The sequence below is a fragment of the Pelagerythrobacter rhizovicinus genome, assembly GCF_004135625.1.
Taxonomy (GTDB): domain Bacteria; phylum Pseudomonadota; class Alphaproteobacteria; order Sphingomonadales; family Sphingomonadaceae; genus Pelagerythrobacter; species Pelagerythrobacter rhizovicinus.
The window spans coordinates 347,935-374,599 of record NZ_SDPV01000001.1; the positions used below are offsets into that span (position 1 = coordinate 347,935).

The window sequence follows — 26,665 nt, forward strand, 5'->3', positions numbered from 1 at the left end:
CGTGCGTCCTGCTCCCGTTCCGGTGCGGGCATCTACAGGGGAATATGTCATGCTTGGTTTCGATGCAGTCTCGAAGCAACAACGTGGTTCGCTGTTTGCCCAAAATTGGATTGCGGGAGGCGGGCATAGCGCTTCACAGCGGCGCCGGCTGATGTCCGTGCTGCGCATGGCGCACCGCGTGCTCGGCATCGACCGCAAGAACCTCGGCGTGGGCGCCCTCGGCTTCGGCGGCGGCGCCCGCGCGGTAAGCGTCGGCACGCACGACGCGCTCGTGCCCGGCGCCGCGGCCACCGGCGGAGCGCGCGGTCTCCTGGCAGGCGTGGCAGTGCTGGCGCTGAGCGCCGCGTTCGCAACGCCCGCACTGGCGCAGAACTATCAGGCGGGCGGCGCCACGGCCACGGGTGGTGCCGACTCGGTCGCGATTGGTGCTGGCAGTCGAGCAACTCTACCAGCTGGTGGGACAGGCAGCGCCATTGCGATCGGCGCCGGGGCCACCGCGTCCAACACGGATAGCGGCGGGGTGAACCCAATCGCCATTGGCTCAAATACCCAGGCGACCGGCAATTCCGCTATCGCCATAGGCGGACTGTCGACCGCCACCGGATCCGCAGCGGTGACCTTGGGCGTGAATTCCCACGCGTCCGGCAACCAGGCTACGGCGTTGGGCCGGGCCACCAACGCTTACGGAGCGAACTCCACGGCGTTGGGCGCTTTGGCCACGGCGAACGGATTGCGCGGTATCGCAATCGGATCTTCGGCCACGCAGACGGGGGTCGATTCCATTGCCCAAGGGACCAACGCCAATGCGGGGGCGCAGAATGCGCTCGCCATCGGCTTTCAGGCGGACGCCACCAGCTTGAACTCGATCTATTTGGGTTCCCGTAGCGCTGCGGGAACTGGTGCGCTCGCTCAGGGCACGATCGCTATCGGTACGGATGTGACGGCATCCGGGCTCTATTCAATGGCCGTGGGCTTCAACGCGGTGTCGAGTGGCGACCGAGGCACCGCGGTAGGGTATAACGCCACGGCCAGCGGCCTGGAAGGAACAGCGCTCGGCTTGGGGACCGCAGCGACGGCCACCAATGCCGTCGCCGTCGGCAACCAGGTCAGGGCGGAGGGCACAGGCAGCATCGCCATTGCAGGCAACTCGGGCGTGATAATCGCTGTCGACGACGCGTCTACCAACGGCATCGCGATCGGCAATGCGGCGACAGTCGTCAACGCCTCCTCCGCCATTGCCCTTGGCACGCGGGCTGCGGTGTCGGGCGCGAATGCAGTTGCGGCGGGCACCGACACCACCGCGACCGCCTCCGGTGCGGCGGCCTATGGCTGGGAAGCCAGTGCCACCGGCGTCAACTCGACCGCACTCGGCCGACTTGCAGCGGCGGGCGAGCAGAACGCGGTGGCGATCGGCGGCGCAGCTCGCGCCAGCGACCTGAACTCGATCGCCGTAGGGTTCTCCAGCCGGGCGATCGCCGCAGACACCGTCGCAATAGGCACGGGCGCCGTCGCGGACGCTGCGGAAGCCGTCGCCATCGGTAATGGCTCTACCGCCACGGGCGGCAAGGCCGTTGCGATCGGCTCCCAGAACGTCGCCAGCGGCAATGGCGCGGTGGCGATCGGAGATCCCAACACCGCCACTGGCGACGGCGCCGTGGCCCAAGGCATGGACAACACCGCGACCGGCAACGGCTCGATCGCCGTGGGGAACACGAACATGGTCGGCGGCGGCGGCCAGAGCGTGAGCGTTGCCGGCACGGCCGCCCAGGGCGCGGTCGGCATCGGCTATCAGAACACCGTGGTGGGCCAGGGCAGCGTCGCCATCGGCAACATCAGCCAGGCCCTTGCCGCAGGTTCGCTCGCCTTCGGCGACGCGGCCGTGGCGAACAACGCGGGGGATGTTGCGCTGGGCTCGGGTTCGGTGACGGGGGCAGCGGTTGCGACCACCAGCACCACCATTCGCGGCACCACCTACAATTTCGCGGGTACGACCCCGACCAGCGTGGTTTCGATCGGCGCCGCCGGTTCCGAACGCCAGCTCCAGAACGTCGCGGCGGGGCGGATCAGCAGTACCTCGACCGACGCAGTCAATGGCTCGCAGCTCTTCGCGACCAATCAGGCAATAGATGCGCTGGCGACTAGCATCTCAGGGGCGACGCCGCATTATTGGAGCGTCAACGATGCCGGCAGCCCCAGCCCCAACTACAACAACGACGGCGCGACCGGTCTCAACGCCATCGCTGCGGGCGTCGGCGGCCGGGCGACGGCGATAAACTCCGTCTATCTTGGCGCACGCACCGCACCTGGAACGGGGGCTCTTGCGGAGAGCGCTATCGCTATCGGCACGGACGTGACGGCGTCGCATATCGACACCATCGCGATTGGGCGCCAGAGCGTGGCGAGCCAGGCGGAAGCGGTTGCCGTAGGGCAACTAGCCCTGGCGAGCGGCGTCAACGCCATCGCAGTGGGGTCGTCCGCTACGGCCGCGGGCCAGAGTGCCATAGCACTAGGTGCCGGCTCCACGGCTACCAATATCAATGACACGGCTCTCGGCTTCGGGGCAGCGGCGACGGGCGGCAATGCCGTTGCGATCGGATATCAAGCACAATCACAGGGCGTGACCTCGGTTGCCATCGGTTGGCAGGCCGATGCAGCCCAGAACTACGGTGTCGCCGTCGGCAATGGCACTATCGCCGGGCTGTCAGGTGCAGCTTTCGGCGTCAATGCACACGCGTCGGGAGCTACATCGACCGCCTTGGGCGCCGGCGCGCAGTCGACCGGCGTCAACACGCTCGCAGCCGGCGCTGGCGCGACCGCCAATAATGACGACGCCATCGCGCTGGGCTCAGGGACAGTTGCAAACGGACAGCAAACGGCCGCGATGGGGGCGGACGCATCAGCCCTGGGTTTCCAGACGGTCGCGATCGGAACCGGCAGCAGCACCGACGGCAATAGCGCCGTCGCCATAGGAACCGGAGCCAACGCCACGAACTTCGCGAGCGTCGCGCTGGGCATGGACAGCGTCACGGACGGGAACAGCACGGTCTCGATCGGCAGGGCCGCGCAGTCCCATGGTTTCGAATCGATGGCCATGGGGGCGGAAAGTTCGGCCAATCTCGGCGGTACGGCAGTGGGCGCGCGGACCGTGGCTACGGGCGATCTTTCGACCGCTGTGGGCCGGTCGGCAAGCGCGACGGCGGCCAACGCCACTGCGCTGGGCGTGCTCGCCGATGCCGGCGGAGAGAATGCAACCGCGATCGGCAGTGAAGCCAACGCTTCCGCTGTCAATGCGATCGCGATGGGCACCAACGCCACGGCCGACGCGGACGAAGCGGTAGCGCTCGGCACCAATGCGGTCGCGACCGGCGGCAAGGCAGTCTCGATCGGCTCCAACAACACCGCCTTTGGCGACGGCGCGGTCGCAATCGGCGATCCGAGCTATGCGAGCGGCACCGGCGCCTTCACCGGCGGCGCGGACAACATCGCCAATGCCGACGGCACGGCAACGGCCACCGCCGCCAACATGGCGAGCGGCGCGGTCGCGATCGGCAACAGCAATGTGGCGGTCGGCCAGGGCTCGGTCGCGCTGGGCAACGACAGCAGCGCGCTGGCGGCGGGCTCGCTTGCCTTCGGCGATACGGCCATTGCGAACAATGCAGGCGACGTAGCGCTCGGTTCGGGTTCGGTGACTTCGGCGGCAGTTCCGACCGCGAGCACGACCATTCGCGGCACGACCTACAATTTCGCCGGCAACAGCCCGACGAGCGTCGTCTCGATCGGCGCCGTCGGCTCCGAGCGCCAGCTCCAGAACGTCGCGGCGGGGCGGATCAGCAGCACTTCGACCGATGCGGTCAACGGCTCGCAGCTGTTCGCCGTGCAGGAGTCGGTACAGTCGCTGGTTGCCAGCGCGGCGACGCACTACTTCAGCGTCAACGACGACGGCATCGTGGGCGGCAACTACAACAATGACGGGGCGATCGCGCCGAATTCCCTGGCGATAGGGGTGGATGCCAGCGCGCAGAAGGCGAACAGCCTGGCGATCGGCCCTGGCGCCACCGTCACTTCCGCAACCGGAACCGGTATCGAGGGGGACATCGCGATCGGTTCCGCCGCCCAGGCGTTCGGATCGGGCAACAGCACCGTGATCGGCGCCAACGCAGCGGCCGGTGTCCTCGGTGACTTTACTGGCCAGTCGAACATGACGGTGATCGGGTCGGCGGCCTTCGCCCGATCGGCGGGCGCCACTGCCATCGGACATGGAGCGGATGCCTTGGGCAACTCCTCCGTCGCGCTCGGCCTCAATGCAACGGCGGGCGTTGGTCCGGGCAACGGCATTTACGCGATCGCGATCGGCTCCGGCCCGACCACTGGCCTCGGCGCGACCGCGCGCGGGAGCTTCTCGATCGCGATCGGCGGTGGCATACCCGGCGGCGCCAGCGCCCCTTCGTCCGCTTCCGGCATCATGGCCATTGCCATCGGGACCGGGGCGAGCGCCAATTTCGCGCGGACCGTTGCGCTCGGCCCGAGTGCCGTCTCCGGAAGCGTATCGTCGGTCGCTATCGGCGACACGGCGAGGACCGGGGCGACCGGCCGCAACGTTGCCATCGGCAACCTCAGTACGGCCAATTCCTCCACGGCGGCTGGCGGCGCGGTGGCGATCGGGCGCTCCAACACCGCGTTCGGTGACGGCGCGGTGTCGATCGGCGACCCAAGCTACGCCAGCGGCACCGGCGCCTTCACGGGCGGTGCGAACAATATCGCCAATGCGGACGGCACGGCCACTGCCACTGCCGCCAACATGGCCGACGGCGCGGTCGCGATCGGCAACAGCAATGTGGCGGTCGGGCAGGGCTCGGTCGCGCTGGGCAACGACAGCAGCGCGTTGGCCGCGGGCTCGCTTGCCTTCGGTGATACCGCCGTTGCCAACAATGCCGGCGACGTGGCGCTGGGCTCCGGCTCGGTGACCGATGCGGCGGTGGCGACCACCGGCACGACGATCGACGGCACGAACTACGCCTTTGCCGGCACGACGCCGACCTCGACGGTCAGCGTGGGCGCGGCCGGGGCGGAGCGGACCGTGACCAACGTCGCGGCGGGCCGCATCGATGCGGCCTCGACCGACGCGATCAACGGCTCGCAGCTCTACGCCACCAACCAGGCTATCGAGGCCGTGGCGACGACCGCCGGCATGGGCTGGAACGTCCAGACCAATGGCGACGCCGCGACCAATGTCGCCCCGGGCGACACGGTCCAGTTCGTCGACGGGCAGAACATCGAGGTGACCCGCACCGGCACCGACATCACCATTGCGACCAGCGCGGACCTCGTTGCCGACAGCGTCACTCTGGCGAGCGGTCAGGTGCTCGACGCCGCCGGTCTCGACATGGCCAATACGACGATCACCAACCTGGCCGACGGCGAGGTCAGCGCGACCTCGAGCGAAGCGGTGAACGGCTCGCAGCTCTTCGCGACGAACCAGCAGGTCGATCAGAACACCACCAATATCGCCAACAACACGACGGCGATCACCAACCTCGGCGACACGATCACCGACATCAACAACGGCGCCGGCATCAAGTACTTCCACGCCAACTCGACCGAGGCGGACTCGCAGGCGCTCGGCACGAACTCGGTGGCGATCGGCCCGAATGCCGTTGCCAACAATACGGGTGACGTGGCGCTTGGCTCCGGCTCCACGACCGAGGCGGCCGTGGGAACTACCGGCACGACGATCGGCGGCAATGCCTACGCCTTTGCAGGTACTGCGCCGACGAGCACGGTCAGCGTCGGCGCGGCTGGTGCCGAGCGGACGATCACCAATGTTGCGGCAGGCCGCCTGAGCGCGACCTCGACGGACGCGGTGAACGGTTCGCAGCTCTTCGCGACGAACCAGCAGGTCGATCAGAACGCGACGGATATCGACAATCTCGACGGCCGCGTGACGACGGTGGAAGGCGACATCGCCAATCTCGGCGACACCATCACCGACATCAACAACGGTGCCGGCATCAAGTACTTCCACGCCAACTCGACCGAAGCGGACTCGCAGGCGCTCGGCACCAACTCGGTGGCGATCGGTCCGAACGCCGTCGCGAACAACACGGGTGACGTTGCGCTGGGCTCCGGCTCCACGACCGAGGCGGCCGTGGGAACTACCGGCACGACGATCGGTGGCAATGCCTACGCCTTCGCAGGTACGGCGCCGACGAGCACGGTCAGCGTCGGCAGCGCCGGGGCGGAGCGGACGGTCACCCACGTTGCGGCGGGGCGTCTGAGCGCGACGTCGACGGACGCGGTGAACGGTTCGCAGCTCTTCGCGACCAACCAGCAGGTCGATCAGAACGCGACCGACATCGACAACCTCGATGGCCGCGTGACGACGGTCGAAGGCGACATCGCCAATCTCGGCGACACGATCACCGACATCAACAACGGCGCGGGGATCAAGTACTTCCACGCCAACTCGACCGAAGCGGACTCGCAGGCGCTCGGCACCAACTCGGTGGCGATCGGCCCGAATGCCGTTGCCAACAATACGGGTGACGTGGCGCTTGGCTCGGGTTCCACTACGGATGCGGCCGTGGGAACTACCGGCGCAACGATCGGCGGCAATGCCTACGCCTTTGCAGGTACTGCGCCGACGAGCACGGTCAGTGTCGGCGCCGCTGGCGCCGAGCGGACGATCACCCACGTTGCGGCGGGGCGCCTGAGCGCGACCTCGACCGACGCGGTCAACGGCTCGCAGCTCTTCGCGACCAACCAGCAGGTCGATCAGAACGCGACCGACATCGACAACCTCGACGGCCGCGTGACCACGGTGGAAGGCGACGTCGCCAATCTCGACGGCCGCGTGACCACAGTCGAAGGTGACGTTGCCAACCTGGGCGACACGATCACCGAGATCGCGGGCGACACCTCCGACGCTTACACCGATGCAAACGGCAAGGGCCTTCGCTATGCCCGCACCAACGAGGCCGGACTCGCGGAGGCGGACGCCTTCGCTCAGGGGATCGGCTCGACCGCGCTCGGCTATCAGGCAAGTGCAACCGCTGCAGACGCAGTGGCGCTGGGCCGCGATGCCCAGGCGAGCGTCGACGGATCGCTGGCGCTGGGCTCCGGCTCCGTCGCAGATCGTCCCGTGGCGCCTGCGACTGGCCAGCTTGCAGCCGGCGCGGTGAACATCGAGTACAACACGACCGACAAGACGCTTCTTGGCGCCGTGTCGGTGGGGAACGACACGTCCTATCGTCAGATCACGAATGTGGCTGACGGGACCAGCGCGCAGGATGCGGTGACGATCCGGCAGCTTCAGGGAGCCATCGCCTCGGTCGCGACCACACCGACGAAGTACTTCCATGCCAACTCGGACGAACCGGACTCGCTCGCCGTGGGCGAAGACTCCATCGCCGTCGGCCCTGAGACCGTGGTCAACGCCGACAACGGCATCGGCATCGGCAACGGCGCGGTCGTCGACCAGATCGCACCGGGCGGAACCGCCATCGGCCAGGGCGCGCATGTCATGCTCGCCGATGGCCTGGCGTTCGGCACGCAGGCGGTGTCGGCTGCCATCCAGGGCGTGGCGATCGGCGCGGGTGCGAGGGTCGATCATGGCGCGAGCGTTGCGCTCGGGTCGAACTCGGTGACCAGCGTGGGCGCCCAGACGGGTTACACCGGCTACGGGCTTGCCGCTCCGCAGAATTCCGCGGGCGAGGTCTCGGTCGGCAGCGCCGGCGCCGAACGCCAGATCACCAACGTCGCAGCCGGTTCGGCGCCGACCGACGCGGTGAACGTCAGCCAGCTCGAGGCCGTCGAGCAGAACTTGGGCACTCAGATCACAGATCTCGACGACCGGGTGACCAATGTCGAAGGCGATGTGGCCAATCTCGATGGCCGGATGACCAACGTCGAGGGCGACGTCGCGAACATCGACAACCGGGTGACGACGGTCGAAGGCGACGTTGCCAACCTCGACAACCGGGTGACCGATATCGAGGGCAGCATCAGCACCGTCGAGAACAATGTCTCCAATCTCGGCGAAAGCGTGGCGGAGGGCCTTGGCGGAAACTCGAGCTACGATCCGACCACTGGCACGATCACCACGGAACTGAACGTCGCCGGCAACAGCTACAACAACGTCAATGATGCGCTGGATGCGGTCAGTCAGACCGCAAGCGCGGGCTGGAACATCCAGGCCGACGGCGGTCCGTCGACCAATATCGGCTCGAACGGCACGCTGAACGTGGCTGCCGGCTCGAACACGGTCGTGACGCTGAACGGCAACGAGCTCGAGATCGGCGTGGTGGACAACCCCACCTTCTCCGGCATGGTGACGGCCAACGGCGGCCTCGCCGTCGGTGCGAACACGAGCGTCGATATGGGCGGAAATGTCGTCCAGAACGTCGCCGCGGGTGCGGTCAACGCCACTTCGACCGATGCCGTGAACGGCTCGCAGCTCTACGAAGTGCAGCAAGTCGCCAACAACTCGGTCCAGTACGACGCCGACGGCGACTCGGTGACGTTCAATCCGGGAGGATCTGCGACGCGGCTTCAAAATGTGGCCGCAGGTGTGGCACCGACAGACGCGGTCAACGTCCAGCAGCTCAACGACGGACTTGCAGGCGCGGTGAAGGAAGCGAACGCCTACACCGACTCGCGGCTTGCGGGGATCGACTACGATATCCGCAACCTGCGCGAGGACGCCAACGCCGGCGTTGCCGGTGCGCTGGCGGCGGCCGGTCTTCCGCAGGCGTTCGAGCCGGGCCGCGGGATGCTCTCCTTCGGCGCCGGCACGTACCAGGGGCAGTCGGCGTTTGCGATCGGGCTGTCGCGGGTGCTCGATGACGGCAAGACCGTCATCAAGGCGGGCGCCACTTACGACACGCAGGAACGCGCGGGTGCCAACGTCGGCGTCGGCTTCCAGTTCTGATCCGTTCAAATTGCTCGACAGGAGGGCACATATGAAAGCCAGACTTCTCGCGCTTCCGCTGATCGCCGCGACTTCGATCGGCACCGTGGCCGCCGCACAGGAGGCCGCGGAAACCGGCCCCGCGACTTACGTCGCGACGGTCGATCCCGGGACCTTCAAACGCGCGCCGCTGGAGGAGAAGAAGACCGGTGTGACGGCCGACCCGGCAGCGGTACGGATGATCGTGCCGGGGCTGGAGAAGTTCAGCATCTACCGGCTGATCGGTCCGCCGCATTTCGGCGAAGGCATTACGCGGCGGTGGAACTACGTGCTGTTCCTCCCGCTGGCGCCGGGAAGCACCGAGCGGGCACGCTGCCGGATGGAAATCCGCTTCGAAAAGCCCGAGGGCCGCTACCACGTCGTCGTGTCCGAAGTGGTCTGGCAGGACCAGGCCTGCGCGGACCGGGTTGCGGCGGCAGGCTGATTGAGGGAGAGGGCGGTCATGCGATCCTTCACTCTCTCCGCCGCCCTCGTCCTCACCTGCGTCGCAAGCCCCGCGGCAGCCCAGACGTTCGGGCCGCCGATCGCGGGGCTATGCCTCCTCTCGCGCGATGGCGCGATCAGCGCTTCGCGCGCCGGGCAGTCGCTGCAGGGGCAGTTACAGCAACTGCAGTCCTCGCTGTCGGGCGAACTGGCGCAGCGGCGCGGCGCGATCGAGCAGCAACAGCGCGCGCTGGCGGCGCGGCAGAACGCCACCGCGCCGATCGAGTACCAGCGCCAGCAGGCCGCTCTTGCCCAGCAGTTGCAGGTCCTGGACCAGCAGCAGAACGCCCGCTTCATCGCCGCCCAGCAACGCGGTCAGCAGCAGATCGATCAGGCGCTCGGCACCGCGCTGGGCCGCGTCGTCAGCCGCAACGCCTGCAGCGTCGTGATGGAGCGAGACAACTCCTACGGCTGGAACAACGCGATGGACATCACCCCGGCGGTTGCCCGCGAGATGGACGGGATTCTGCAAGCGGTGACGCTGCGCTGAGGGGCGGCAACTGACGATGGCATTCCTTCGGCGGCCTGGGGCGGCGGCTGTCGACGGAAGAGCCGGCGAACCCTGGGGCTGTGCCGCCACCGGTTGAGCGTCTGCCGGCTCGGTGATCTGGCGGAAGCTTTGCCCGAAGGTGAGAGGGCCCCGTACCCAGCCGAACGCGATAGCGATACGATGTCGCACCCGATCAGGAAGTGGACGTGGGCCCAGACACCCGGCCGATCGACCCTCACCGCAGCGAGCTGGCGGCCGACGATGCCGCAACACCTGCCGCTCAGACGATTGCGCCTGCCGGGATCATGCGTTCTCCCCTGAAAGCCTGTTCGAATCAATTGGCGTGACGGGTGACCGTACACGGTCTCACTTCATTCGCTGCCTGCTTGTGCGGGCCCAAGGTCGGCGAGGCAGTAGCACCCGCGGCCGACATGACGGCTGCGGCAAGAATAATTGCACTCGCGGGCCTTTTGTGCATCACACTTGCTCCAAGCTTCCCCTACCAGCAACGTTCGCCCCGGTGCAACGGAGGCTACGCCCGTGTAGCGAGATCGCTCTCATGGCTTCGGAGCGTGTGCTTGCCCACCAACGGCTTCCACAGCAAATCTGTGCTTTTCCAATCTCTTGTTGTAATGTCCCGGCGCCGGGCGGTGGAACCGAAGGTCTGCTCGGGAGTTGGTTTGCGTTTGAAAAGCGTTCGGGGCCGCCCTGCGGCCGGGCGAATTTTACCGGGGGTTCTTGTATGGTTGCGAGCAGTTGAGGGGCATGGCCACTAATCAGATTCTGTCCCCACCACGTCAACTGAGCGAGTACGAGGCGTTGATGGCGGCCGCACCGAGCGTTCTGGAGGCACTGCCCGGCGCGGTCTATCTCTGCGACGCCGAAGGTTATCTTACGCGTTACAATCTGGAAGCGGAGACGCTGTGGGGCCGCAAGCCCGCGCTGGACCGGCAGGAACGGTTCTGCGGATCGCACAAGCTCTACCTGGTCGATGGAACGCCGCTCGCACTCGAAGACTGCCCAATGGCTGAGGCCGTCGAGACGGGCAAGGGAACGCGCAATGGCGAAGTCGTGATCGAGCGGCCGGATGGCACGAAGATCACTGCGCTCGTGAACGTTCGGGCGCTGCGTGGTCCGGACGGTGAGGTTCAGGGCGCAATCAACTGCATCCAGGACATCTCAGAGCGCAAGGCGCTCGAGGAAGAGCTCGTGCGCAAGAATCGCGACCTCGAGGACTTCTTCGATAACGGTGCCGTCGGTCTGCACATCGTCAGTGGCGACGGCACGATCCTGCGCGCAAATCGCGCAGAACTCGACTTGCTCGGCTACTCCGCCGATGAGTACATCGGACGATCGATCACGGACTTCCATGCCGATGCCCCCGTGATCGACGATATTCTTCACCGCCTATCACGCGGCGACCAGCTCGATCGCCATCCGGCCCGGCTGCGTGCGAAGGACGGCTCCATTCGCGAGGTGCTGATCACCTCGAACAGCCGTATCGAGGACGGGGAGTTTGTTAACACTCGCTGCTTCACAATCGATGTGACCGACTGGCGCAAGGCGGAGCAGGCGCAACGCGAGAGCGATGAGCGCCTCGCCGCGACGCACGAGGCCGCTCCCGTGGGGATAGCCGAGGTCGACGAACAGGGCTGCTACATCCGCGTGAACGACGCCTTGTGCAGCATCCTCGGCCGCACCCGCGATGAAGTGCTCTCTTCCAGCTTGGTCGAAATCACCCACCCGGAGGACCGCGCTCGCGAATCCCAGCAGTATCAGAGCCAGGTTCGCGGTGAGATCGACAGCTACGCGAGCGAGAAGCGCGCCATCCGGGGCGATGGCTCGATCATCCATCTCGAGGTCTCAAGCTCGTCGGTTCGTGACGCGCAAGGGCACTTCCGCTTCGGGGTGCGGATCATGCAGGACGTGACCGAGCGCAAGCGCATGCAGGAGGAGCTCCGCGCGAACGAGCGCCGCCTGAGCGATTTGCTGCAGGCGCTGCCGGCGGCGATCTATACGACCGATGCAGAAGGCAGGATAACCTTCTATAATCAGGCGGCTGCGGACCTAGCCGGGCGCACCCCCGAACTCGGCGTCGACGAATGGTGCGTGACCTGGAAGCTCTACCGGCCGGACGGAACGCCGCTGCCGCACGAGGAATGCCCGATGGCCGTGGCCTTGCGCGAGGAGCGCGCAGTTCGCGGCGAGGAGGCGATAGCCGAGCGCCCCGACGGAAGCAGAACGCCGTTCATCCCTTACCCGACGCCGCTGCGCGATGCCGACGGGCGGCTCATCGGTGCAGTCAACATGCTGGTCGACATCAGCGACCGGAAGGCGGCCGAAACGCGGCAGAAGGTTCTGATCGACGAACTCAATCATCGGGTCAAAAACACGCTGGCTACGGTGCAGTCGCTGGCCCGGCAGACCTCCAGGCATGCGCGGGACCTGCATGGGTTCGGCGAGACCTTCGAGGCGCGCCTCCTCGCTCTTGCGAGGGCGCACGATCTCCTGACGGCCCGCAACTGGACAAGCGCGCCTCTCGAGAAGCTGCTTGACGATATAGTTGCACCCTACAGCGGCGACCGGGGACGCCTGCGAATGAACGGACCGCACGTCGAACTCGACCCGCGCACGGCGCTCTCGATGACCATGGTGCTGAGCGAACTGGCGACGAATGCGGCGAAATACGGCGCGCTGAGCGGGCCCGACGGCGTCCTCTCGGTCGATTGGGACTTGTCGGGTGATGCAGACGGCGCGCTCGAACTGAAGTGGTCGGAATGCGGAGGGCCATCCGTGCGTGCGCCGGACCGGCAGGGGTTCGGCACGCGGCTTATCGAACGCTGCATCCGTCGCGACCTGGGCGGGCGGCTTGACCTGCGATTTGCCGAAAGCGGCGTCGAGTGCCGGATCGAAGTGCCGCTCGGAGTGTTGGCGGAAGATGCCTGATCTCGCCGGAGTTCGCGTTCTGATCGTCGAAGACGAGTCGATTGTCGCGATGATGCTCGAGGAAATGCTCGAGGAACTCGGTTGCGAGATCGCGGCGTCCGTGGCCAGCGTGGCCAGAGCCGAGCACGCCGTCCGGACAATCGATGTCGATCTCGCGCTGCTGGACGTAAATCTCTCTGGCGAGACGACGATCGACTTCGCGCGCGGACTGGCTGGCCGCCCAATCCCGTTCGCTTTCTGCACCGGCTACGGTAGCGCCGGTGTGCCCGCGGACCTGCGAGACCGGCCGGTGCTCACGAAGCCCTTTGCGCCTTGGGAACTTCGCAAGGCGATCGAACGCGTGCTCTTGCCGAGCGACTGAACACGGCTTCCAGAATTCCGTGCGGCTCGCGTGGTCTCCGGCGTGGGCGGCATGCCCAACAGCTCGCCGGCGAAGGACGCTCGCTGCGCCGCCGCTCTCGCGAAGACCGGCCCGGCCGCTTCGCTCCGCGCAGCCGGCGAGCAGCTATCGAGCAGGCTCATGGGCGTGGCGCTGGCCACTTTCAGTCTTGCAGCAGATCCTTGCCCGCAGGGCCCAACACCGCGCGACGATCAAAGTCGCATCCGATGCCTCTCTTCCGTTGACAGGGGTCGCGGCGCTTCCCATTGTTGGCTTGCGGGCCGGGCCCCTCTGACGAGACCGATCTCGTGATGTCGGACCGCATCGGATGATCCGATGCTAGAGGCCCGGCGCAACGCGCTCCCCAAAAGCACGGATCCTCCGGTGACCAACGGTCGACTAGAGGAGATGTACGAATGCACTCGCGCCTGTTCCGCCTGATCGAAAGGCATCAGCGAATCGACGAGCTGCTGCGCTTCGCGCAGCAGCGTGCCGACAGCCACGAGGTTGCCCGGCTGCGCAGCTTGAAGAGGAAGGCAAAGGGGCTAATTCACCGGTTCACGATGCGCGCCGCGTGAGCGCCGCCCAGTTTGCCGACCGGTAGACCAAGCCCGGGGGCCTCGCAACCGTTGCTCCGGTCATCCCGTTCCCTGATACCCGAGAAGAGAGTCCCGCATGGAGTTCCTATTTGCAGATTGGCTGGGGACGCCAGCCTGGTTCTGGCTTTCCTTCCTCGCCCTGGTTGTTGCCCTGACAGCGTTCGACCTCGGCGTGCTCCACAAGGAAGACCGGGAGATGGGCATCGGGGAGAGCCTGAAGCTCTCCGCATTCTACATCGGCATCGCTCTGCTGTTCGGCGCCTGGGTCTGGTACGCCCGCGGCCCTGAGCCGGGCATGCAGTATTATACCGGCTTCTTCATCGAGAAGGCGCTGTCGATCGACAACGTCTTCGTCATCAGCCTGATCTTCACCTACTTCGCCATCCCGCCGAAGTACCAGTACCGGGCGCTGCTGTGGGGTATCATCGCGGTGATCGTGCTGCGCGGTCTGATGATCGCCGGCGGCGCGGCGCTGGTGAACGAAGCCTACTGGGTGCTCTACCTGTTCGCCGCCTTCCTGGTCTTCACCGGCATCAGGATGTTTTTCGCCGGCGACCAGCCGATGGACGTGGCGAACAATCCGGCAGTGAGGTTCATCTCCCGGCACATGCGCGTGACGCGAGAGCTTCACGGTCAGCGCTTCTTCGTGAAGGCCCCCGATCCCAAGACGGGCAAGCTGGTGAGCGCGGCGACGCCGCTGTTCCTCGCACTCGTGGTGATCAACCTCGCCGACCTCGTGTTCGCGGTCGACAGCGTGCCGGCGATCTTCGCCATCACCACCGACACCTTCATCGTCTACACTTCCAACATCATGGCGATCCTGGGCCTTCGCGCGTTGTATTTCGCGTTGGCGGCGATGGTTCATCGCTTTCACTATCTCAAGTACGCGCTAGCAGCGGTGCTGGTCTTCATCGGCACAAAGATCTTCGTTGCGGATTTCGTGTTGGGCGGCGACAAGTTCCCGCCGGCCCTCAGCCTCGGCGTCACCTTCGCGCTTATCGCTGCTGGCGTACTATACTCACTGTGGAAGACGCGCGGTCAGCCGGAGCCCGACTGGCCGGCAGAAATGGAGGCAGAGGATCCGGGGCGCAAAGACGCGTAGAGCGGCCTTATCGCGCTCCATCCATGACGGGGAACAGAAAGCATTTGATCACGGGACGCGAACTAGGACCGATGATTCAAGATCACGAGCTGGCGCCGCTTCGGGCAGAGCTGCGCGAGACTGTAGCCATACCCGCGCTGTTCATGGTGGGCGCGGCAAGGATTGAACTTGCGACCCCACCCGTGTGAAGGGTGTGCTCTACCACTGAGCTACGCGCCCGCCGGAGTGCCTCGTGGCATGTCTCCACGGCAGGGGCGCGCCTTTGCCATGCGTTGCCGGGCTTGGCAAGCGCGGTAATGCACGGAGTGGCAGCGCCGGCCGCGGAGACGTCGCGAGTGTTTCCACCCGCGCGTTCTTCGCGTCAGTCCAGAAATGTGAACAGCCGGGCCAGCCATCCCTTTGGCACGGCGGCCCGGGCCTGGACGCTCGGCGCAGGGGGGCACTCGAGGCAGTAGGCCTGCATCCCGCTCGACGACAGCAGTCGCTCGACGTCGCCCGCGACGCGTGCCAGCAGCGCCCGCTCGCGGCCTGCGACCATCGCGAAGATGTCGCCGCCGCCCGCGCTTTCGCCGGCGACCAACTGCCGAATCAGTGCGTCGTAGGGCTGCACGTCCTCGCCGAGGAATTCGACGTGCCAGCCGCCGTCCTCGAGCTCGGCCTGTCCGGCGGCCCAGGCGATCGCGTCGTCGAGCCCGCCGTACTGATCGACCAGACCGATCTGCCGTGCCGTGCCGCCGTCCCACACACGCCCCCGGCCGACGGCGTCGACCTGCGCGGGCGTCATGTTGCGCGATTCGGCGACGCGGGCGAGGAATTCGCTGTACCCGTTCTCGATCGAACTCTGCAGGATCGCATCGATCTCGGGCGTGAAGCCGCCGATCAGGTCGGGCTGGCCGGACAGCGGGGTGGTGCGCACGCCGTCGGCATGGATGCCCCACTCGGCTGCGGCATTCTCGAACGTCGGGATGACGGCGAAGATACCGATCGAGCCGGTGATCGTTTCGGGCTCCGCAAAGATGCGGTCGGCGGGAGTCGAGACCCAATAGCCGCCGCTCGCGGCGAGGTTGCCCATCGAAACCACGATCGGGATGTCCTTCGCCTTGTGGCGCAGGATGCCCCGACGGATCTCCTCCGACGCGGTCACCGAGCCGCCCGGCGAATCGACGCGCACGACCAGCGCGGCGAGATCTTCGTCGAGGGCATCGAGCAGGACGTCGCGGATGCGGTCGCCGCCTGCCACTCCCGGCCCCGCATCCCCGTCGACGATCGTTCCGGCGATCGTGACGACGCCGATCTTCCTGCCCGACCGATCCGGCTCGACTTCCGCCAGCCACGGGTCGAACTCGGTATGTGCGTAGGTTCCGGGCGTTTCGTCCCAGCCGTCCTCGCCGGCGATTTCCGCCACGCGTTCGCCGAACTCGGTCTTGCTGCCCAGCTTGTCGACCAGCCCGGCCTCCATCGCCGCGGTCGCGAGGTCGCCGTCGGCCGCCGCGAGCCATTCGACCGGCTGCTGCGTAACCCGGTCGAGCTGAATCTGCGGCCGGGCCTTCTTCACGTTGGCCTGCCATTCTTCCCACAGCGCGCCGTACAGCGCCTGGTAGTTCTCCCGCGCTTCGGGGGACATGTCCGAACGCGAATAGGGTTCCACCGCCGACTTGTATTCGCCGACCTTGTAGATGTGGGCGTTGACGTTCAGGTTCTCGAGCAGCTCGCCGAAGTAGATGTTCGATCCGCCCGGGCCGGCGATAACGGCACCGCCCAGCGGATCGACCCAGACTTCGCTCGCGTGGGAGGCGAGCATCATCGCGTCGTCGCCGTAGGCGACCGCGTAGGTCAGCACGGGCTTGTCGGCCGCGCGCGCGCGATCGAGCGCCTCGCCGATGTCCTGCAGATGCACCTGCCCTCCGCCGAGGAACGAGGTGAGGTCGAGCACGATCGCCTTGATCCGGTCGTCCGTCGCCGCCTCGTCGATCGCATGGACGAGGTCGCGCGCCTGGAACTCGGTGATTGGCGGCTCTCCGCTCAGCAGCACGGCGAACGGATCGATCTTCGACTTTTCCTCGACTACCACGCCGTCGAGCTCCAGCAGCAGCGCGCCTTCGCGGACCTGGGCAGGGCTGGGCCGGGCCGTGAGAATGGCATAGAGCGCCATGAAGAACAGCAGCAGGAAGACGAGGCTCATCCCGTCCTTGATGCCCACCAACAGTCGCCAAACCTTGCCCGCGAAGCTCATCTGCTCGGAATCTCCGGAAGTGTCGTCCCGGCGCGGAACCTAGGGGGTACGGGCGAAAGGTTCCACCCGAAAGCGCTTGAGCGGCCGACAGGGCTCGACTAAGGGCATGGCTTCAATGGCATCGACGGGAACTCACGACATACCGGGCCGCTTTCCGGCGGGCGCCCGCGCCTTTCCGCATCGCGACCTGACCGGCATCGGCCATCTCGAACGGCACGAGATCCTGTTCCTGCTCGCCGAGGCGGAGCAGTGGGTGGAACTCAACCGCCAGCCGTCCAAGCACTGCGACGAGCTGGCCGGCCTCACCATCATCAACGCCTTCTTCGAGAACTCGACGCGCACGCTGCTGAGTTTCGAGATCGCGGGCAAGCGGCTGGGGGCGGACGTCGTCAACATGCACGCCGCGCAGTCGAGCGTGAAGAAGGGCGAGACGCTGATCGACACCGCGATCACGCTCAACGCCATGCGCGCCGACGCGATCGTCATCCGCCATGGATCGAGCGGCGCGGTGGACCTGATCGCGAGCAAGGTCGACTGCCCGGTGCTCAACGCCGGCGACGGCCAGCACGAGCACCCGACGCAGGCGCTGCTCGATGCGCTCGCGCTGCGCCATGCGCTGGAGGATCGCGGGGAGGGGAGCGAGGACTTCACCGGGCTGACGGTGACGATCTGCGGCGACATCCTGCACAGCCGCGTGGCGCGCTCCAATGTGCTTTGTCTGCAGGCGCTCGGTGCCTCTGTGCGCCTTTGTGCACCGCCCGCGCTGATGCCCTCTGGGGTGGAAGCTATGGGCGCGCAGCCTTTTCACGATTTCGACGCTGCGCTCGAGGGCGCGGACGTGGCGATGATGCTGCGCCTGCAAACCGAGCGGATGAGCGGCCAGTTCATTCCCTCCGCGCGCGAATACCACCACCTCTATGGCCTGACCCGCGAACGGCTGGAGCGCTGCGCGCCCGACGCGCTCGTCATGCACCCGGGGCCGATGAACCGGGGGGTGGAGATCGACAGCGATGTGGCCGACATGCTCGACCGTTCGATCATCACCCGCCAGGTCGAAATGGGCGTGGCGATCCGCATGGCCTGCCTCGACGTGCTGACCCGCAAGGCCCGCGGCGTGCCGGGCTGGAACGACGGGCAATGGGCATGAAGCAGGGGCGCGCCCTGACGATTACCGGCGGCCGGCTGGTCACGCCCGACGGCGTTCGCACGGGCGCAGTCCGGCTCGGGGAGGGGCGGATCGCGGCGCTCGGCGAGATCGGTCCACAGGAGGGCGACCAGACGCTCGATGCGAACGGCATGCTCGTCGCACCGGCGCTGATCGACTTCGGCGTGTTCGCGATCGACAAGCCGGCGTTTCGCTTCGGCGGCATCGCGCGCGCGGCGCTGATGCCCGATCAGACGCCTCCGCTCGACCTGCCGAGCAGGGTCTCGTTCATCGCCAAGAGCGGCAAGCCCGATCTCTGGGTCCATCCCTTCGCCGCCGCCACGCGGGGGCTCGGGGGTGCCGAGCTCGCCGAGATCGCGCTGATGAAGGAAGCGGGCGCCCGCGGGGTTGCGACCGGGCGGGGGTGGATCGCCGACTCGGGCGTGATGCTGCGGCTGCTGCAGTACGCCGCGATGCTCGATCTCGTCGTGGTGGCGCACGCGGAGGATGGCGGTCTGATCGGCTCGGCGGCGGCGACCGCGGGCGAGATCGCCACCCGCCTCGGCCTGCCCAGCGCGCCCGCCGAGGCGGAGGCGCTGGCGGTCGCCCGCGATATTGCGCTGGCCGAAATGACGGGCGCGCGGCTGCACTTGCGACAGGTAACAACCCGCGCGGCGCTCGATCTCGTTCGCGCGGCCAAGCGTCGGGGCGTTTCCGTAACGGCCGGGGTGACGCCTGCGCACTTCATGCTGTCCGACCTGGCGACGGTCGATTTCCGCACCTTCGCCCGCCTGTCCCCGCCACTGCGGCGTGACGATGACCGCCGGGCGGTCATCGAGGCGATCGGGGACGGCACCATCGACGTAATCGCGTCGGGCCACGATCCCCGGGGGGCAGAGGACAAGCGGCTGCCGTTTGCCGACGCCGAACCGGGCATGGCGGGGGCCGAGACGCTGCTCGCCATGACGCTGACGCTCGTACGCGACGGCGTGATCGACTGGCCGCGCGCCTTCGACCTGCTGGCGGCCGCGCCTGCGCGGCTGCTCGGTGTGGAAGCGGGTGTTCTGCGCGAAGACCATGAAGCGGACGTGGCCGTGATCGACCCGGAGAAGCCGTGGGTCGTCGACAGCCGCAAGATGGAAGCCACCGCCGGGAATACGCCGTTCGACGGTCAGCCCACGCAAGGCCGCGTGCTGACCCTCTTCAAGGGCGGCGTGCCGCTCTAGCGAAACAGAAACCCTCCGGTGAAGGAGAGGGGAAGGCTCGGTCGCGGGGCCTAGCGCCGCGCCATCCGCACGCCGGCGTCGACCGCTCCGGGCAGCGGACGCCCCTCGGCCCAGGCGATGCAGCCCTGTCCGCGCGCTTTGACCGTCGAGCACATCGAGCGCGCGTCGGCGCGTTCGAGACCGCCGGCGGAGACGCGGTAGTAAGTCTTGCCGCGCACCTTCGCTTCGGTGATGACCATCCGGTAGCGGTCGAGGCCGGGATACTGCCGCGCGTAGACGCCCCAGGCGCGCCGTGCGCCCTCGTGGCTCGAGAACGAGCCGAGCTGAACGAGATGCTTGCCGTTTGCCGCCTCGAATTCGGCGGCCGGCATATCTGCCGCTGCCACGTGAGGAGCGGCGCGGCTCTCGCGAGCGGCAGTCGCCTGCGCGCCGTAGCGTGCGGGCATTTTCTGTACGACCGGATTGGACACGAAGGCGATCGCGCTTTCGGTAATCTGCGCCGGCGTTGCGCCTGATGGCGCGGGCGCGGCGAAAGCGCTTCGCACGTCCGCGGGCGTTTCGACGCGAGGCGTTGCGACAGCGAGTTGCGGCCCAGGATCGACCGGCTCGAGCTCGCCCGCAGGCGCAGCAGCGGCCAGCGCGGCCGGGCGTTCTTCGGCCGCGGGCCGGGCAAGCGCCGCCGCTTCGGCCGCGAGCTGCTCGGAACTCGGATGGTTGCTCAGCGCGAGGCCAATCGGCTGGCCCGGATCGCGCACGACCGGCGCATCGAGCAGCGTGGCAATGCGCACCTGGTACATCTCCGGCTGAACCGCGCGCGCCCATTCTGCCATGCGCGCGCCGACCTGGTCGGCCGGTACGTCTTCTGCCGCCATCAGCCGTGCTGCGCGCCAGTTGCCCTGCAGGGCATAGGCATAGGCGAGGTTCTGGCGCACCTTTGCGGTGTTCTGTCCGCCGCGCAGCGCGTCCGCGAGCACGCGCGCACCGCGCTCCGGCTCGCCTGCGAGTGCCAGCGCGAGGCCGAGGTCGGCCGGGTCGAGATCGTCGCGCCAGTCATCGAGCACGGCCACGGCGCGGGGATAGTTGCCGACCGCGGTCTGGGCCAGCGCATAGCTGAGCGCGGTGCGCGGCGAGTTGTCGCCCAGCGACATGGCATCCTGGAAACTCGTCGCGGCCGACTGGAAGCGGCCGGCCTCGAGATAGGCGGCGCCGAGCATTGCGCGGTACTGCGCATTGCGTGGCTCGGCGAGCACGGCGGCCTCGGCATGGACGACAGCCTTGCCGGCCTTCCCCTCTCCGAGCGCGCTCTGTGCCTTGTTCGCGGATAGGTTCGCCGGCGGCGCGCCCTTGGTCGTGCAGCCGCTCAGCACGGCGGTCGCGAGCGCGGTGGTCAGCGCCAGCGTGGCGAGGCGGGTGGTCTTGACGGTGCGGATCATGGTTGTCCCCCCAAGATGTCTCACTGCCGCTCGATCTGCGCGGCGAGCCCGTCGAGCTCGGGCATTCGGGCGAGCAGCGCATCGAGCGCTTCGGTGACGATCTGCTGTGCGCTGCGGTTGCGAACGGTGCAGGCGAGCCGGAGCTTGAGATGCCGCTCGGCATCGAGTCGCAGCGTGAAAGCGGCGCGCTTGCCCCGCTTCAGCGCGGAGCGGCGGACCGGTCCGTCGTGCGATTCGATCGGCGCGTTCATCCGCTCGGCGAGCACGGCCTGCTGCTGGCGGACCGGCGGCTCCGGCGGACCGCTCCCCTCGAGCTGGCCGTGCGCTTCGTGGTCGATCTCGCGCGCCTCGGCGGCGGTCGCGTGATTGGCGGGCGAGGGCGTCAGCTGGAGCACCTCGGCCTCGCGCGCGGGCTCGTCGTCGGCGCCCATGTCGTTCCAGCCGAGATCCTCGACATTGTCGGGAACGGCCGCGTGACTCGTGATTAGTGCCGACTGCGGCCGCATAGCCGGCCGCGCGCCGCCCTTGCGCGCAAGCAGCGAGGAATTGAGAGAGGCGAAGCTGGCGTCGCTCATGATCGTGTCCTGTCCGGCCCTCTTACTGCGCGACGCGGCGGCCGAAGCCGCCGGCGGGGCGATGCGCGCCCGGCACGGGTGAAATGGCCTGCGGCGCGGCGAAGACCGTGCGGCGGAAGTTCTTTTCGAGCCGGTCGGCGACGTAGTTCCACAGCGCGGTGACCTCGGCGGCGCTGCGGCTGTCGGGATCGACCTCCATCACCGTGCGGCCATCGATCATCGAGGCGGCGAAGTCGGTGCGGTGGTGCAGGGTGATCGGCGCGACCGTGCCGTGCTGGCTCAGCGCGACCGCCGCTTCGGAGGTGATCTTGGCCTTGGGCGTGGCCCCGTTGACCACGAAGACCAGCGGCTTGCCGGCGCGCTCGCACAAGTCCACCGTGGCGCCGACTGCGCGCAGGTCGTGCGGACTGGGGCGCGTGGGCACCACGATCAGTTCGGCGACGCCGATGACCGACTGGATCGCCATGGTGATTGCCGGCGGCGTGTCGATGACGGCCAGCTTGAAGCCCTGCTGCCGCAGGATCTGAAGATCGCTGGCGAGCCGGGATACGGTCGTTTGGGCGAACGCGGGATATTCGGCCTCGCGCTCGTTCCACCAGTCGGCGAGCGAGCCCTGCGGGTCGATGTCGATCAGTACCACCGGCCCGGCGCCGGCGCGCTGCGCCTGCACCGCCAGATGGCCCGACAGCGTCGTCTTCCCCGATCCGCCCTTCTGCGAAGCCAATGCCAATACTCGCACAGGCTGGTCCCCCTGCTGTTCCTGTCCTGCGCCGCCTGAACGCGGGCCGGTGTCGGGATCGCAGGATACCCCTAATTTAGGGTTAACGCCGATTAGCTGCGGCGCCGAGCGGCGGTAGCGGAAGTTAGAAACCTTTTGCTAACGGGTCGTTCACTATGTCAGTCTTCTCGCAGGAGGGACTCGAAGGGCCGAACGGGTATGAGGTTCGCACACGCACTGTCGCTGTTCGCCGCCGGAACCGCGCTCGCCATTGCCGCGCCGGCACTCGCCGACGTCAAGGCGGGCGTCGATGCGTGGAGCCGCGGGGATTACGCCGCGGCGGTGCGCGAATGGCGCGAGCCTGCCGCGCAGGGCAATCCCGACGCGCAGTTCAACATGGCGCAGGCCTATCGCCTCGGACGCGGGGTGGAGCGGGATCAGCAACAGGCCGAGGCCTTCTATGCCAGGGCGGCCGCACAAGGGCACATAAAGGCGGCCGACAACTACGGACTGATGCTGTTCCAGGCCGGGCGCCGGGAGGAGGCGATGCCTTACGTTCTCGCCGCCTCCGAACGCGGCGATCCGCGCGCGCAGTACCTGCTCGGCATCGCCCATTTCAACGGCGATCTGGTCGAGAAGGACTGGGTGCGCGCCTATGCGCTGCTGACGCTCGCCAATTCGGCCGGGCTGCCGCAGGCGAACCCCGCGATCCGGCAGATGGACGAGTACATTCCGCTCGAGCAGCGCCAGGAAGCGCAAGTGCTCGCGCAGCAGCTGAAGCGCGAGAGCGACGCGACCCGGGCGCAGCAGCTCGCGGCAGTGGATCTCGCGCTCGATGGCGAAGCGACCGCCGCGCCCGCGGCGCGACCTGCGGCCACTGTGCCGCCGACCTCAGGCCGGAGGCCGATGCCGATCGCACGGACACCCGTGTCGCCCTCGGTCGCCGCAGCGCAGGCCGCGATCGTCGAGGCGAGCCGCGTCACCGGGACCGACAGCCCGGCTGAAGCGGGTGCCGATTACGCGCGGCCAGCCGTTGCTGCGGCCTCGCCGTCGCCATCGCCGGCATCGGCGCCACAGCAGCCGCGGCCCGAGCCTCAGCCGGAGCGCACGACAGCCGCAGCGCCGACGGCGTCACCGTCGCCGTCACGATCGCCGTCGTCTTCGCCGCCCTCGTCGGATGGTCCATGGAGGGTCCAGCTCGGCGCCTTCTCGGTCGCAGGCAATGCCGATCGCCTCTGGCGTGACGTCGCGGGGCTGGCGCCGCTTGCGGGGAAGGAGAAGCTTCTCGTGCGCACCGGCAGGCTGACGAAGCTCCAGGCCGGCGGCTTCGCGACACGCGGCGCGGCACAGGCCGCCTGCGATTCGCTGAAGGCCGCGGGACGGGCGTGCCTGGTGACGCGCTAGGGCGGGGTTCCCTCAGCGCCAACGGCTGCTAAGACCCTCCCTCGCAGGGAAGGGGGAGGGGCCGATGTCCGACGGTCTGGACGATTCGCGCGTGCCGCATACGCCCGACCAGCCGCAACCTCTGCCCGCCGCCGGTGCGGAACGGATCGGGAGCCTCGATTTCATCCGCGGAATCGCGGTCATGGGCATCGTGCTCGCCAATATCGCAATCTTCGGCCAGCCGATTACCGCGGCCATGTGGCCCGGCGGCTTCATCGGGGCGGACAACGATCCCGGCGGATGGCTCTGGATCGCGCAGTTCGTGCTGATCGACGGCAAGATGCGCGGGCTGTTCACCCTGCTGTTCGGCGCCGGAGTCATGCTGTTCATGGAAAAGGCCTGGGCCCGGGGGGCGACGCGATGGCTCCAGGCGCGGCGGCTCGGCTGGCTGCTCGTCTTCGGCCTGCTCCACTACTTCCTGCTGTGGCAAGGCGACATTCTCACGCTCTATGCGCTCTGCGGGCTGATCGTGCTCGCCTGCGTGCGGTGGGACGTGCAGACCCAGATCGTGGCCGCGCTGATCGTCTACGTCGCCGGCGCGCTGCTGTGGACGGCGCTGTTCTACTATTTCTACCTTCTCGCCGAGACGCCCTTCGGCGAGAACCCGATGCTGGCGGAGACGCGCGCGGAGATCATGACGGCGAAGACCGTGCCGGTCGCGGACGCCGCGACCGAAGCGGCGCTCATGCGGGACGGCAGCTGGTCCGCCAACGTCGCGCACCGGCTGAGCGAGCACCGGTTCGGCTGGCTGACGGTCCTGTGGCAGGTCGCCTGGGAGACGATCCCGCTGATGCTGCTCGGCATGGCGCTCTACCGCGCCGGGTTGTTCGACGGCCGCATGGACCCGCGCAAACAGTGGCGCTGGGGCTGGGGCGGGTTGCTTGCCGGCGCGCTCGCAACGCTGTCGATCGCACTCTGGGTTCAGGCCAAGGGCTTCACCTACTTCACCACCATGTTCGCCTTCATGGGGCCTTCGATGCTGACACGGTTGCCGATGATCCTCGGCCTCGCCGCGCTGCTGGCGCTCTGGGCGCCGGGGGCGAAAGGGTGGCTGGGAGAGCGGATCGCGGCGGCGGGGCGGATGGCGTTCTCGAACTATCTCGGCACCTCGTTCGTGATGCTGTTCGTGTTCTCGGGCTGGGCGCTGGACCTGTTCGGCCGGCTGGATCGGGGCCAGCTCTACTTCGTTGCCTTGCTCAGCTGGGCGGTGATGCTCGCCTGGTCGAGGCCGTGGCTCGCGCGCTTCCGCTACGGACCGCTAGAATGGCTCTGGCGCTGCCTCACCTACGGACGGCTGTTTCCGCTGTGTCGCTGATTCGGGTTGATATTGCGAACAGTTCGCATAAATTGACGCCTGCGAATCGATCGCAGGAGCCGCAATGTACGTCTGTATCTGTAACGCCATCAGGGAATGCGACCTGCGCCGCGCCGCGCGCCGCTGCCCCGGCGATGCGGAGGCGGTCTATGCCGCGCTGGGCAAACGCCCCAATTGCGGCCAGTGCCTCGACGATGCGGAGGAGATCCTGTTCGAGGAACGCGAAGGGGCGCTTCTCCCCGCACGTGCGGCCTGATTTTCTGCCTTTGCCAGGCTAACGCAAATCGCTCGCAAATGGCGGAATTCCGCCATTTTTCGGCTCTCGGGCTTGCCACCGGCACCATCGGCGCGCATACTTCCGGGTACATTTTTCGAGCGATGGAGGCGCCCCGTGAAAGGCGACGCGACAGTCATCGAGTTCCTCAACAAGGCGCTCACCAACGAACTCACCGCCATCAACCAGTACTGGCTGCACTACCGCGTGCTGAAGGACTGGGGTGTCGAGCGCCTGGCCGAGTACGAGCGGCACGAATCGATCGACGAGATGAAGCACGCCGACGTGCTGGCCGAACGTATCCTGTTCCTTGACGGGCTTCCCAACTTCCAGGCGATCCACAAGCTCAAGGTCGGCGAGACGGTCGAGGAGATCCTCAAGGCGGACCTCGCGATGGAGCAGGAGGCGATTCCGCTCCTGCGCGACGCGATCGAGCATTGCGAAAGCGTGCGCGACTACGTCAGCCGCGAGATCTTCGAGCGCATCCTCGAAAGCGAAGAGGAGCACGTCGACTTCCTCGAGACGCAGTTCGACATGATCCAGCGCATGGGCCTGCAGAACTATGTTCAGCTCCAGAGCAAGGCGGCGGAAGAGAGCGAGTAGGGGCCGGATCGGCGCGCGAGGAGAGGCAAAGGGCCAGCCTTTCCACTCCCGAGTCTCTCCCTCCCGAGTCCCCGCGCAGGCGGGGACCTCAGGCCACTGGCGCTTCGTCTGCTTGGAAGAGGGAATACCCCGAGCGGTGCGCCAACTGCCTGAGGTCCCCGCCTTTGCGGGGAACTCGGGGCAGTGCGAATGCAGGCTGTGGCAAATAGTTCTTGACAAAATAACCTATTTGGTTATACACCGGGCCCGCCAGCCATGCTGGTCAGCGACGGGGGCGAGGCGTGTACGCGTCACGCAGTGCGCTTCGTCCAGACGGCCGGTGCCTCGGAGGAGCTAGTGACCTTGCGAGAAAGCACCTCTGTGCCGGGATGCGAGGAATACCGGCATGTCCTCTCGCGGTGGGCCTCAACGCCGCGGACCTGAGGATATGTCCGGCGGAGGCGGCAAGCGCGAGCCCTGGCCGCATCTGCCTCGCGCGTCCCCGAAGGGCCGAGCGGAAGGTTGCCGTAACCCCTTCCGCCGTTCGCAACGATGTTACCAAGGCAACCCTGTGACGCCCAGGTGGCAATCCTGTGATGCCCAGGCGGCACCGGCCGATCCCGTCCGCTTGCCTACCCTCCCGGCGCAACGTCCGCACTCGCCAGCGGATGATGGCGCGTGCCGGCTTTCCCTCCTTCCCGAGTCCCCGCGCAGGCGGGGGTCTCAGGCCACTGGCGCTCCGCCCGATAGCACGAGGC

17 protein-coding genes and 1 tRNA gene are annotated in these 26,665 nt (G+C 67.5%); 13 read left to right on the forward strand and 5 right to left on the reverse strand.

What is annotated here, in order from left to right; genetic code table 11:
* The first annotated feature begins 151 nt into the window (after positions 1-151).
* The 7 genes from ETX26_RS01770 (at position 152) to ETX26_RS01800 (ending at position 14,964) form a co-directional block, all read left to right on the forward strand.
* Positions 152-8,926 (forward strand): beta strand repeat-containing protein, encoded by an 8,775-nt coding sequence (locus tag ETX26_RS01770; protein ID WP_191984675.1) that lies wholly within the window; start codon positions 152-154, stop codon positions 8,924-8,926.
* Between the two features lie 31 nt (positions 8,927-8,957).
* Positions 8,958-9,389, forward strand: coding sequence for a cell envelope protein SmpA (locus tag ETX26_RS01775; protein WP_129522995.1), 432 nt, complete (start codon positions 8,958-8,960; stop codon positions 9,387-9,389).
* Positions 9,390-9,407: 18 nt separating this feature from the next.
* On the forward strand, positions 9,408-9,938 hold the full coding sequence (locus tag ETX26_RS01780; protein WP_129522996.1) for an OmpH family outer membrane protein: 531 nt from the start codon (positions 9,408-9,410) through the stop codon (positions 9,936-9,938).
* Between the two features lie 765 nt (positions 9,939-10,703).
* Positions 10,704-12,884 carry a PAS domain-containing sensor histidine kinase gene (locus ETX26_RS01785; protein ID WP_129522997.1) on the forward strand — a complete coding sequence of 727 codons (2,181 nt, stop codon included), beginning with the start codon at positions 10,704-10,706 and terminating at the stop codon, positions 12,882-12,884.
* The gene (locus ETX26_RS01790) at positions 12,877-13,245 is read left to right on the forward strand and encodes a response regulator (RefSeq protein ID WP_129522998.1); all 369 of its coding nucleotides are present in this window, start codon (positions 12,877-12,879) and stop codon (positions 13,243-13,245) included. Before ETX26_RS01785 ends, ETX26_RS01790 begins: the two co-directional genes overlap by 8 nt.
* A gap of 434 nt (positions 13,246-13,679) precedes the next feature.
* On the forward strand, positions 13,680-13,841 hold the full coding sequence (locus ETX26_RS01795; protein ID WP_129522999.1) for a DUF465 domain-containing protein: 162 nt from the start codon (positions 13,680-13,682) through the stop codon (positions 13,839-13,841).
* Between the two features lie 97 nt (positions 13,842-13,938).
* The gene (locus tag ETX26_RS01800; RefSeq protein WP_129523000.1) at positions 13,939-14,964 is read left to right on the forward strand and encodes a TerC family protein; all 1,026 of its coding nucleotides are present in this window, start codon (positions 13,939-13,941) and stop codon (positions 14,962-14,964) included.
* A 144-nt stretch (positions 14,965-15,108) separates the two neighbouring features.
* On the opposite strand, the gene ETX26_RS01805 is transcribed toward ETX26_RS01800, so the two are convergent.
* Both ETX26_RS01805 and sppA read right to left on the reverse strand, forming a co-directional pair.
* Positions 15,109-15,183 (reverse strand) — tRNA-Val (locus tag ETX26_RS01805).
* Positions 15,184-15,325: 142 nt separating this feature from the next.
* Positions 15,326-17,197 (reverse strand): signal peptide peptidase SppA, encoded by a 1,872-nt coding sequence (sppA, locus tag ETX26_RS01810; RefSeq protein WP_129523001.1) that lies wholly within the window; start codon positions 17,195-17,197, stop codon positions 15,326-15,328.
* A 115-nt stretch (positions 17,198-17,312) separates the two neighbouring features.
* Between sppA and ETX26_RS01815 the strand changes: the two genes are divergently transcribed.
* Complete coding sequence (locus ETX26_RS01815) at positions 17,313-18,344, forward strand: aspartate carbamoyltransferase catalytic subunit (protein WP_129523002.1); 1,032 nt, start codon at positions 17,313-17,315, stop codon at positions 18,342-18,344.
* On the forward strand, positions 18,341-19,567 hold the full coding sequence (locus ETX26_RS01820; RefSeq protein WP_129523003.1) for a dihydroorotase: 1,227 nt from the start codon (positions 18,341-18,343) through the stop codon (positions 19,565-19,567). Before ETX26_RS01815 ends, ETX26_RS01820 begins: the two co-directional genes overlap by 4 nt.
* A 50-nt stretch (positions 19,568-19,617) precedes the next feature.
* Here the strand turns inward: ETX26_RS01820 and ETX26_RS01825 are convergent, their stop codons facing one another.
* From ETX26_RS01825 to ETX26_RS01835, 3 genes are read right to left on the reverse strand one after another with little or no spacing between them, the layout of a single operon-like run.
* Positions 19,618-21,000, reverse strand: coding sequence for an SPOR domain-containing protein (locus ETX26_RS01825; protein ID WP_129523004.1), 1,383 nt, complete (start codon positions 20,998-21,000; stop codon positions 19,618-19,620).
* 20 nt (positions 21,001-21,020) lie between these two features.
* Complete coding sequence (locus tag ETX26_RS01830) at positions 21,021-21,575, reverse strand: hypothetical protein (RefSeq protein WP_129523005.1); 555 nt, start codon at positions 21,573-21,575, stop codon at positions 21,021-21,023.
* A gap of 22 nt (positions 21,576-21,597) precedes the next feature.
* Positions 21,598-22,314 carry a ParA family protein gene (locus ETX26_RS01835; protein ID WP_129523006.1) on the reverse strand — a complete coding sequence of 239 codons (717 nt, stop codon included), beginning with the start codon at positions 22,312-22,314 and terminating at the stop codon, positions 21,598-21,600.
* Positions 22,315-22,512: 198 nt separating this feature from the next.
* Here ETX26_RS01835 and ETX26_RS01840 point away from each other — a divergent pair, with 198 nt between their 5' ends.
* From ETX26_RS01840 to bfr, 4 genes are all read left to right on the forward strand, one after another.
* On the forward strand, positions 22,513-23,697 hold the full coding sequence (locus ETX26_RS01840; RefSeq protein WP_129523007.1) for an SPOR domain-containing protein: 1,185 nt from the start codon (positions 22,513-22,515) through the stop codon (positions 23,695-23,697).
* Between the two features lie 64 nt (positions 23,698-23,761).
* A complete protein-coding gene (locus ETX26_RS01845; protein WP_225425452.1) occupies positions 23,762-25,051 on the forward strand; it encodes a DUF418 domain-containing protein in 1,290 nt (429 codons plus the stop codon).
* Between the two features lie 64 nt (positions 25,052-25,115).
* Entirely contained in the window at positions 25,116-25,307 is a 192-nt protein-coding gene (locus tag ETX26_RS01850; protein ID WP_129523008.1) for a (2Fe-2S)-binding protein, read from the forward strand.
* Positions 25,308-25,442: 135 nt separating this feature from the next.
* Complete coding sequence (bfr, locus tag ETX26_RS01855) at positions 25,443-25,928, forward strand: bacterioferritin (RefSeq protein WP_129523009.1); 486 nt, start codon at positions 25,443-25,445, stop codon at positions 25,926-25,928.
* Positions 25,929-26,665 lie beyond the last annotated feature (737 nt).

What these genes read in the sequence shown, in the direction of transcription:
- ETX26_RS01770 (WP_191984675.1), top strand. Translation starts at nt 152, where the DNA reads ATGTCCGTGCTGCGCATGGCGCACCGCGTGCTCGGCATCGACCGCAAG.
- ETX26_RS01775 (WP_129522995.1), top strand. Translation starts at nt 8,958, where the DNA reads ATGAAAGCCAGACTTCTCGCGCTTCCGCTGATCGCCGCGACTTCGATC.
- ETX26_RS01780 (WP_129522996.1), top strand. Translation starts at nt 9,408, where the DNA reads ATGCGATCCTTCACTCTCTCCGCCGCCCTCGTCCTCACCTGCGTCGCA.
- ETX26_RS01785 (WP_129522997.1), top strand. Translation starts at nt 10,704, where the DNA reads ATGGCCACTAATCAGATTCTGTCCCCACCACGTCAACTGAGCGAGTAC.
- ETX26_RS01790 (WP_129522998.1), top strand. Translation starts at nt 12,877, where the DNA reads ATGCCTGATCTCGCCGGAGTTCGCGTTCTGATCGTCGAAGACGAGTCG.
- ETX26_RS01795 (WP_129522999.1), top strand. Translation starts at nt 13,680, where the DNA reads ATGCACTCGCGCCTGTTCCGCCTGATCGAAAGGCATCAGCGAATCGAC.
- ETX26_RS01800 (WP_129523000.1), top strand. Translation starts at nt 13,939, where the DNA reads ATGGAGTTCCTATTTGCAGATTGGCTGGGGACGCCAGCCTGGTTCTGG.
- sppA (WP_129523001.1), bottom strand. Translation starts at nt 17,197, where the DNA reads ATGAGCTTCGCGGGCAAGGTTTGGCGACTGTTGGTGGGCATCAAGGAC.
- ETX26_RS01815 (WP_129523002.1), top strand. Translation starts at nt 17,313, where the DNA reads ATGGCATCGACGGGAACTCACGACATACCGGGCCGCTTTCCGGCGGGC.
- ETX26_RS01820 (WP_129523003.1), top strand. Translation starts at nt 18,341, where the DNA reads ATGAAGCAGGGGCGCGCCCTGACGATTACCGGCGGCCGGCTGGTCACG.
- ETX26_RS01825 (WP_129523004.1), bottom strand. Translation starts at nt 21,000, where the DNA reads ATGATCCGCACCGTCAAGACCACCCGCCTCGCCACGCTGGCGCTGACC.
- ETX26_RS01830 (WP_129523005.1), bottom strand. Translation starts at nt 21,575, where the DNA reads ATGAGCGACGCCAGCTTCGCCTCTCTCAATTCCTCGCTGCTTGCGCGC.
- ETX26_RS01840 (WP_129523007.1), top strand. Translation starts at nt 22,513, where the DNA reads ATGAGGTTCGCACACGCACTGTCGCTGTTCGCCGCCGGAACCGCGCTC.
- ETX26_RS01845 (WP_225425452.1), top strand. Translation starts at nt 23,762, where the DNA reads ATGTCCGACGGTCTGGACGATTCGCGCGTGCCGCATACGCCCGACCAG.
- ETX26_RS01850 (WP_129523008.1), top strand. Translation starts at nt 25,116, where the DNA reads ATGTACGTCTGTATCTGTAACGCCATCAGGGAATGCGACCTGCGCCGC.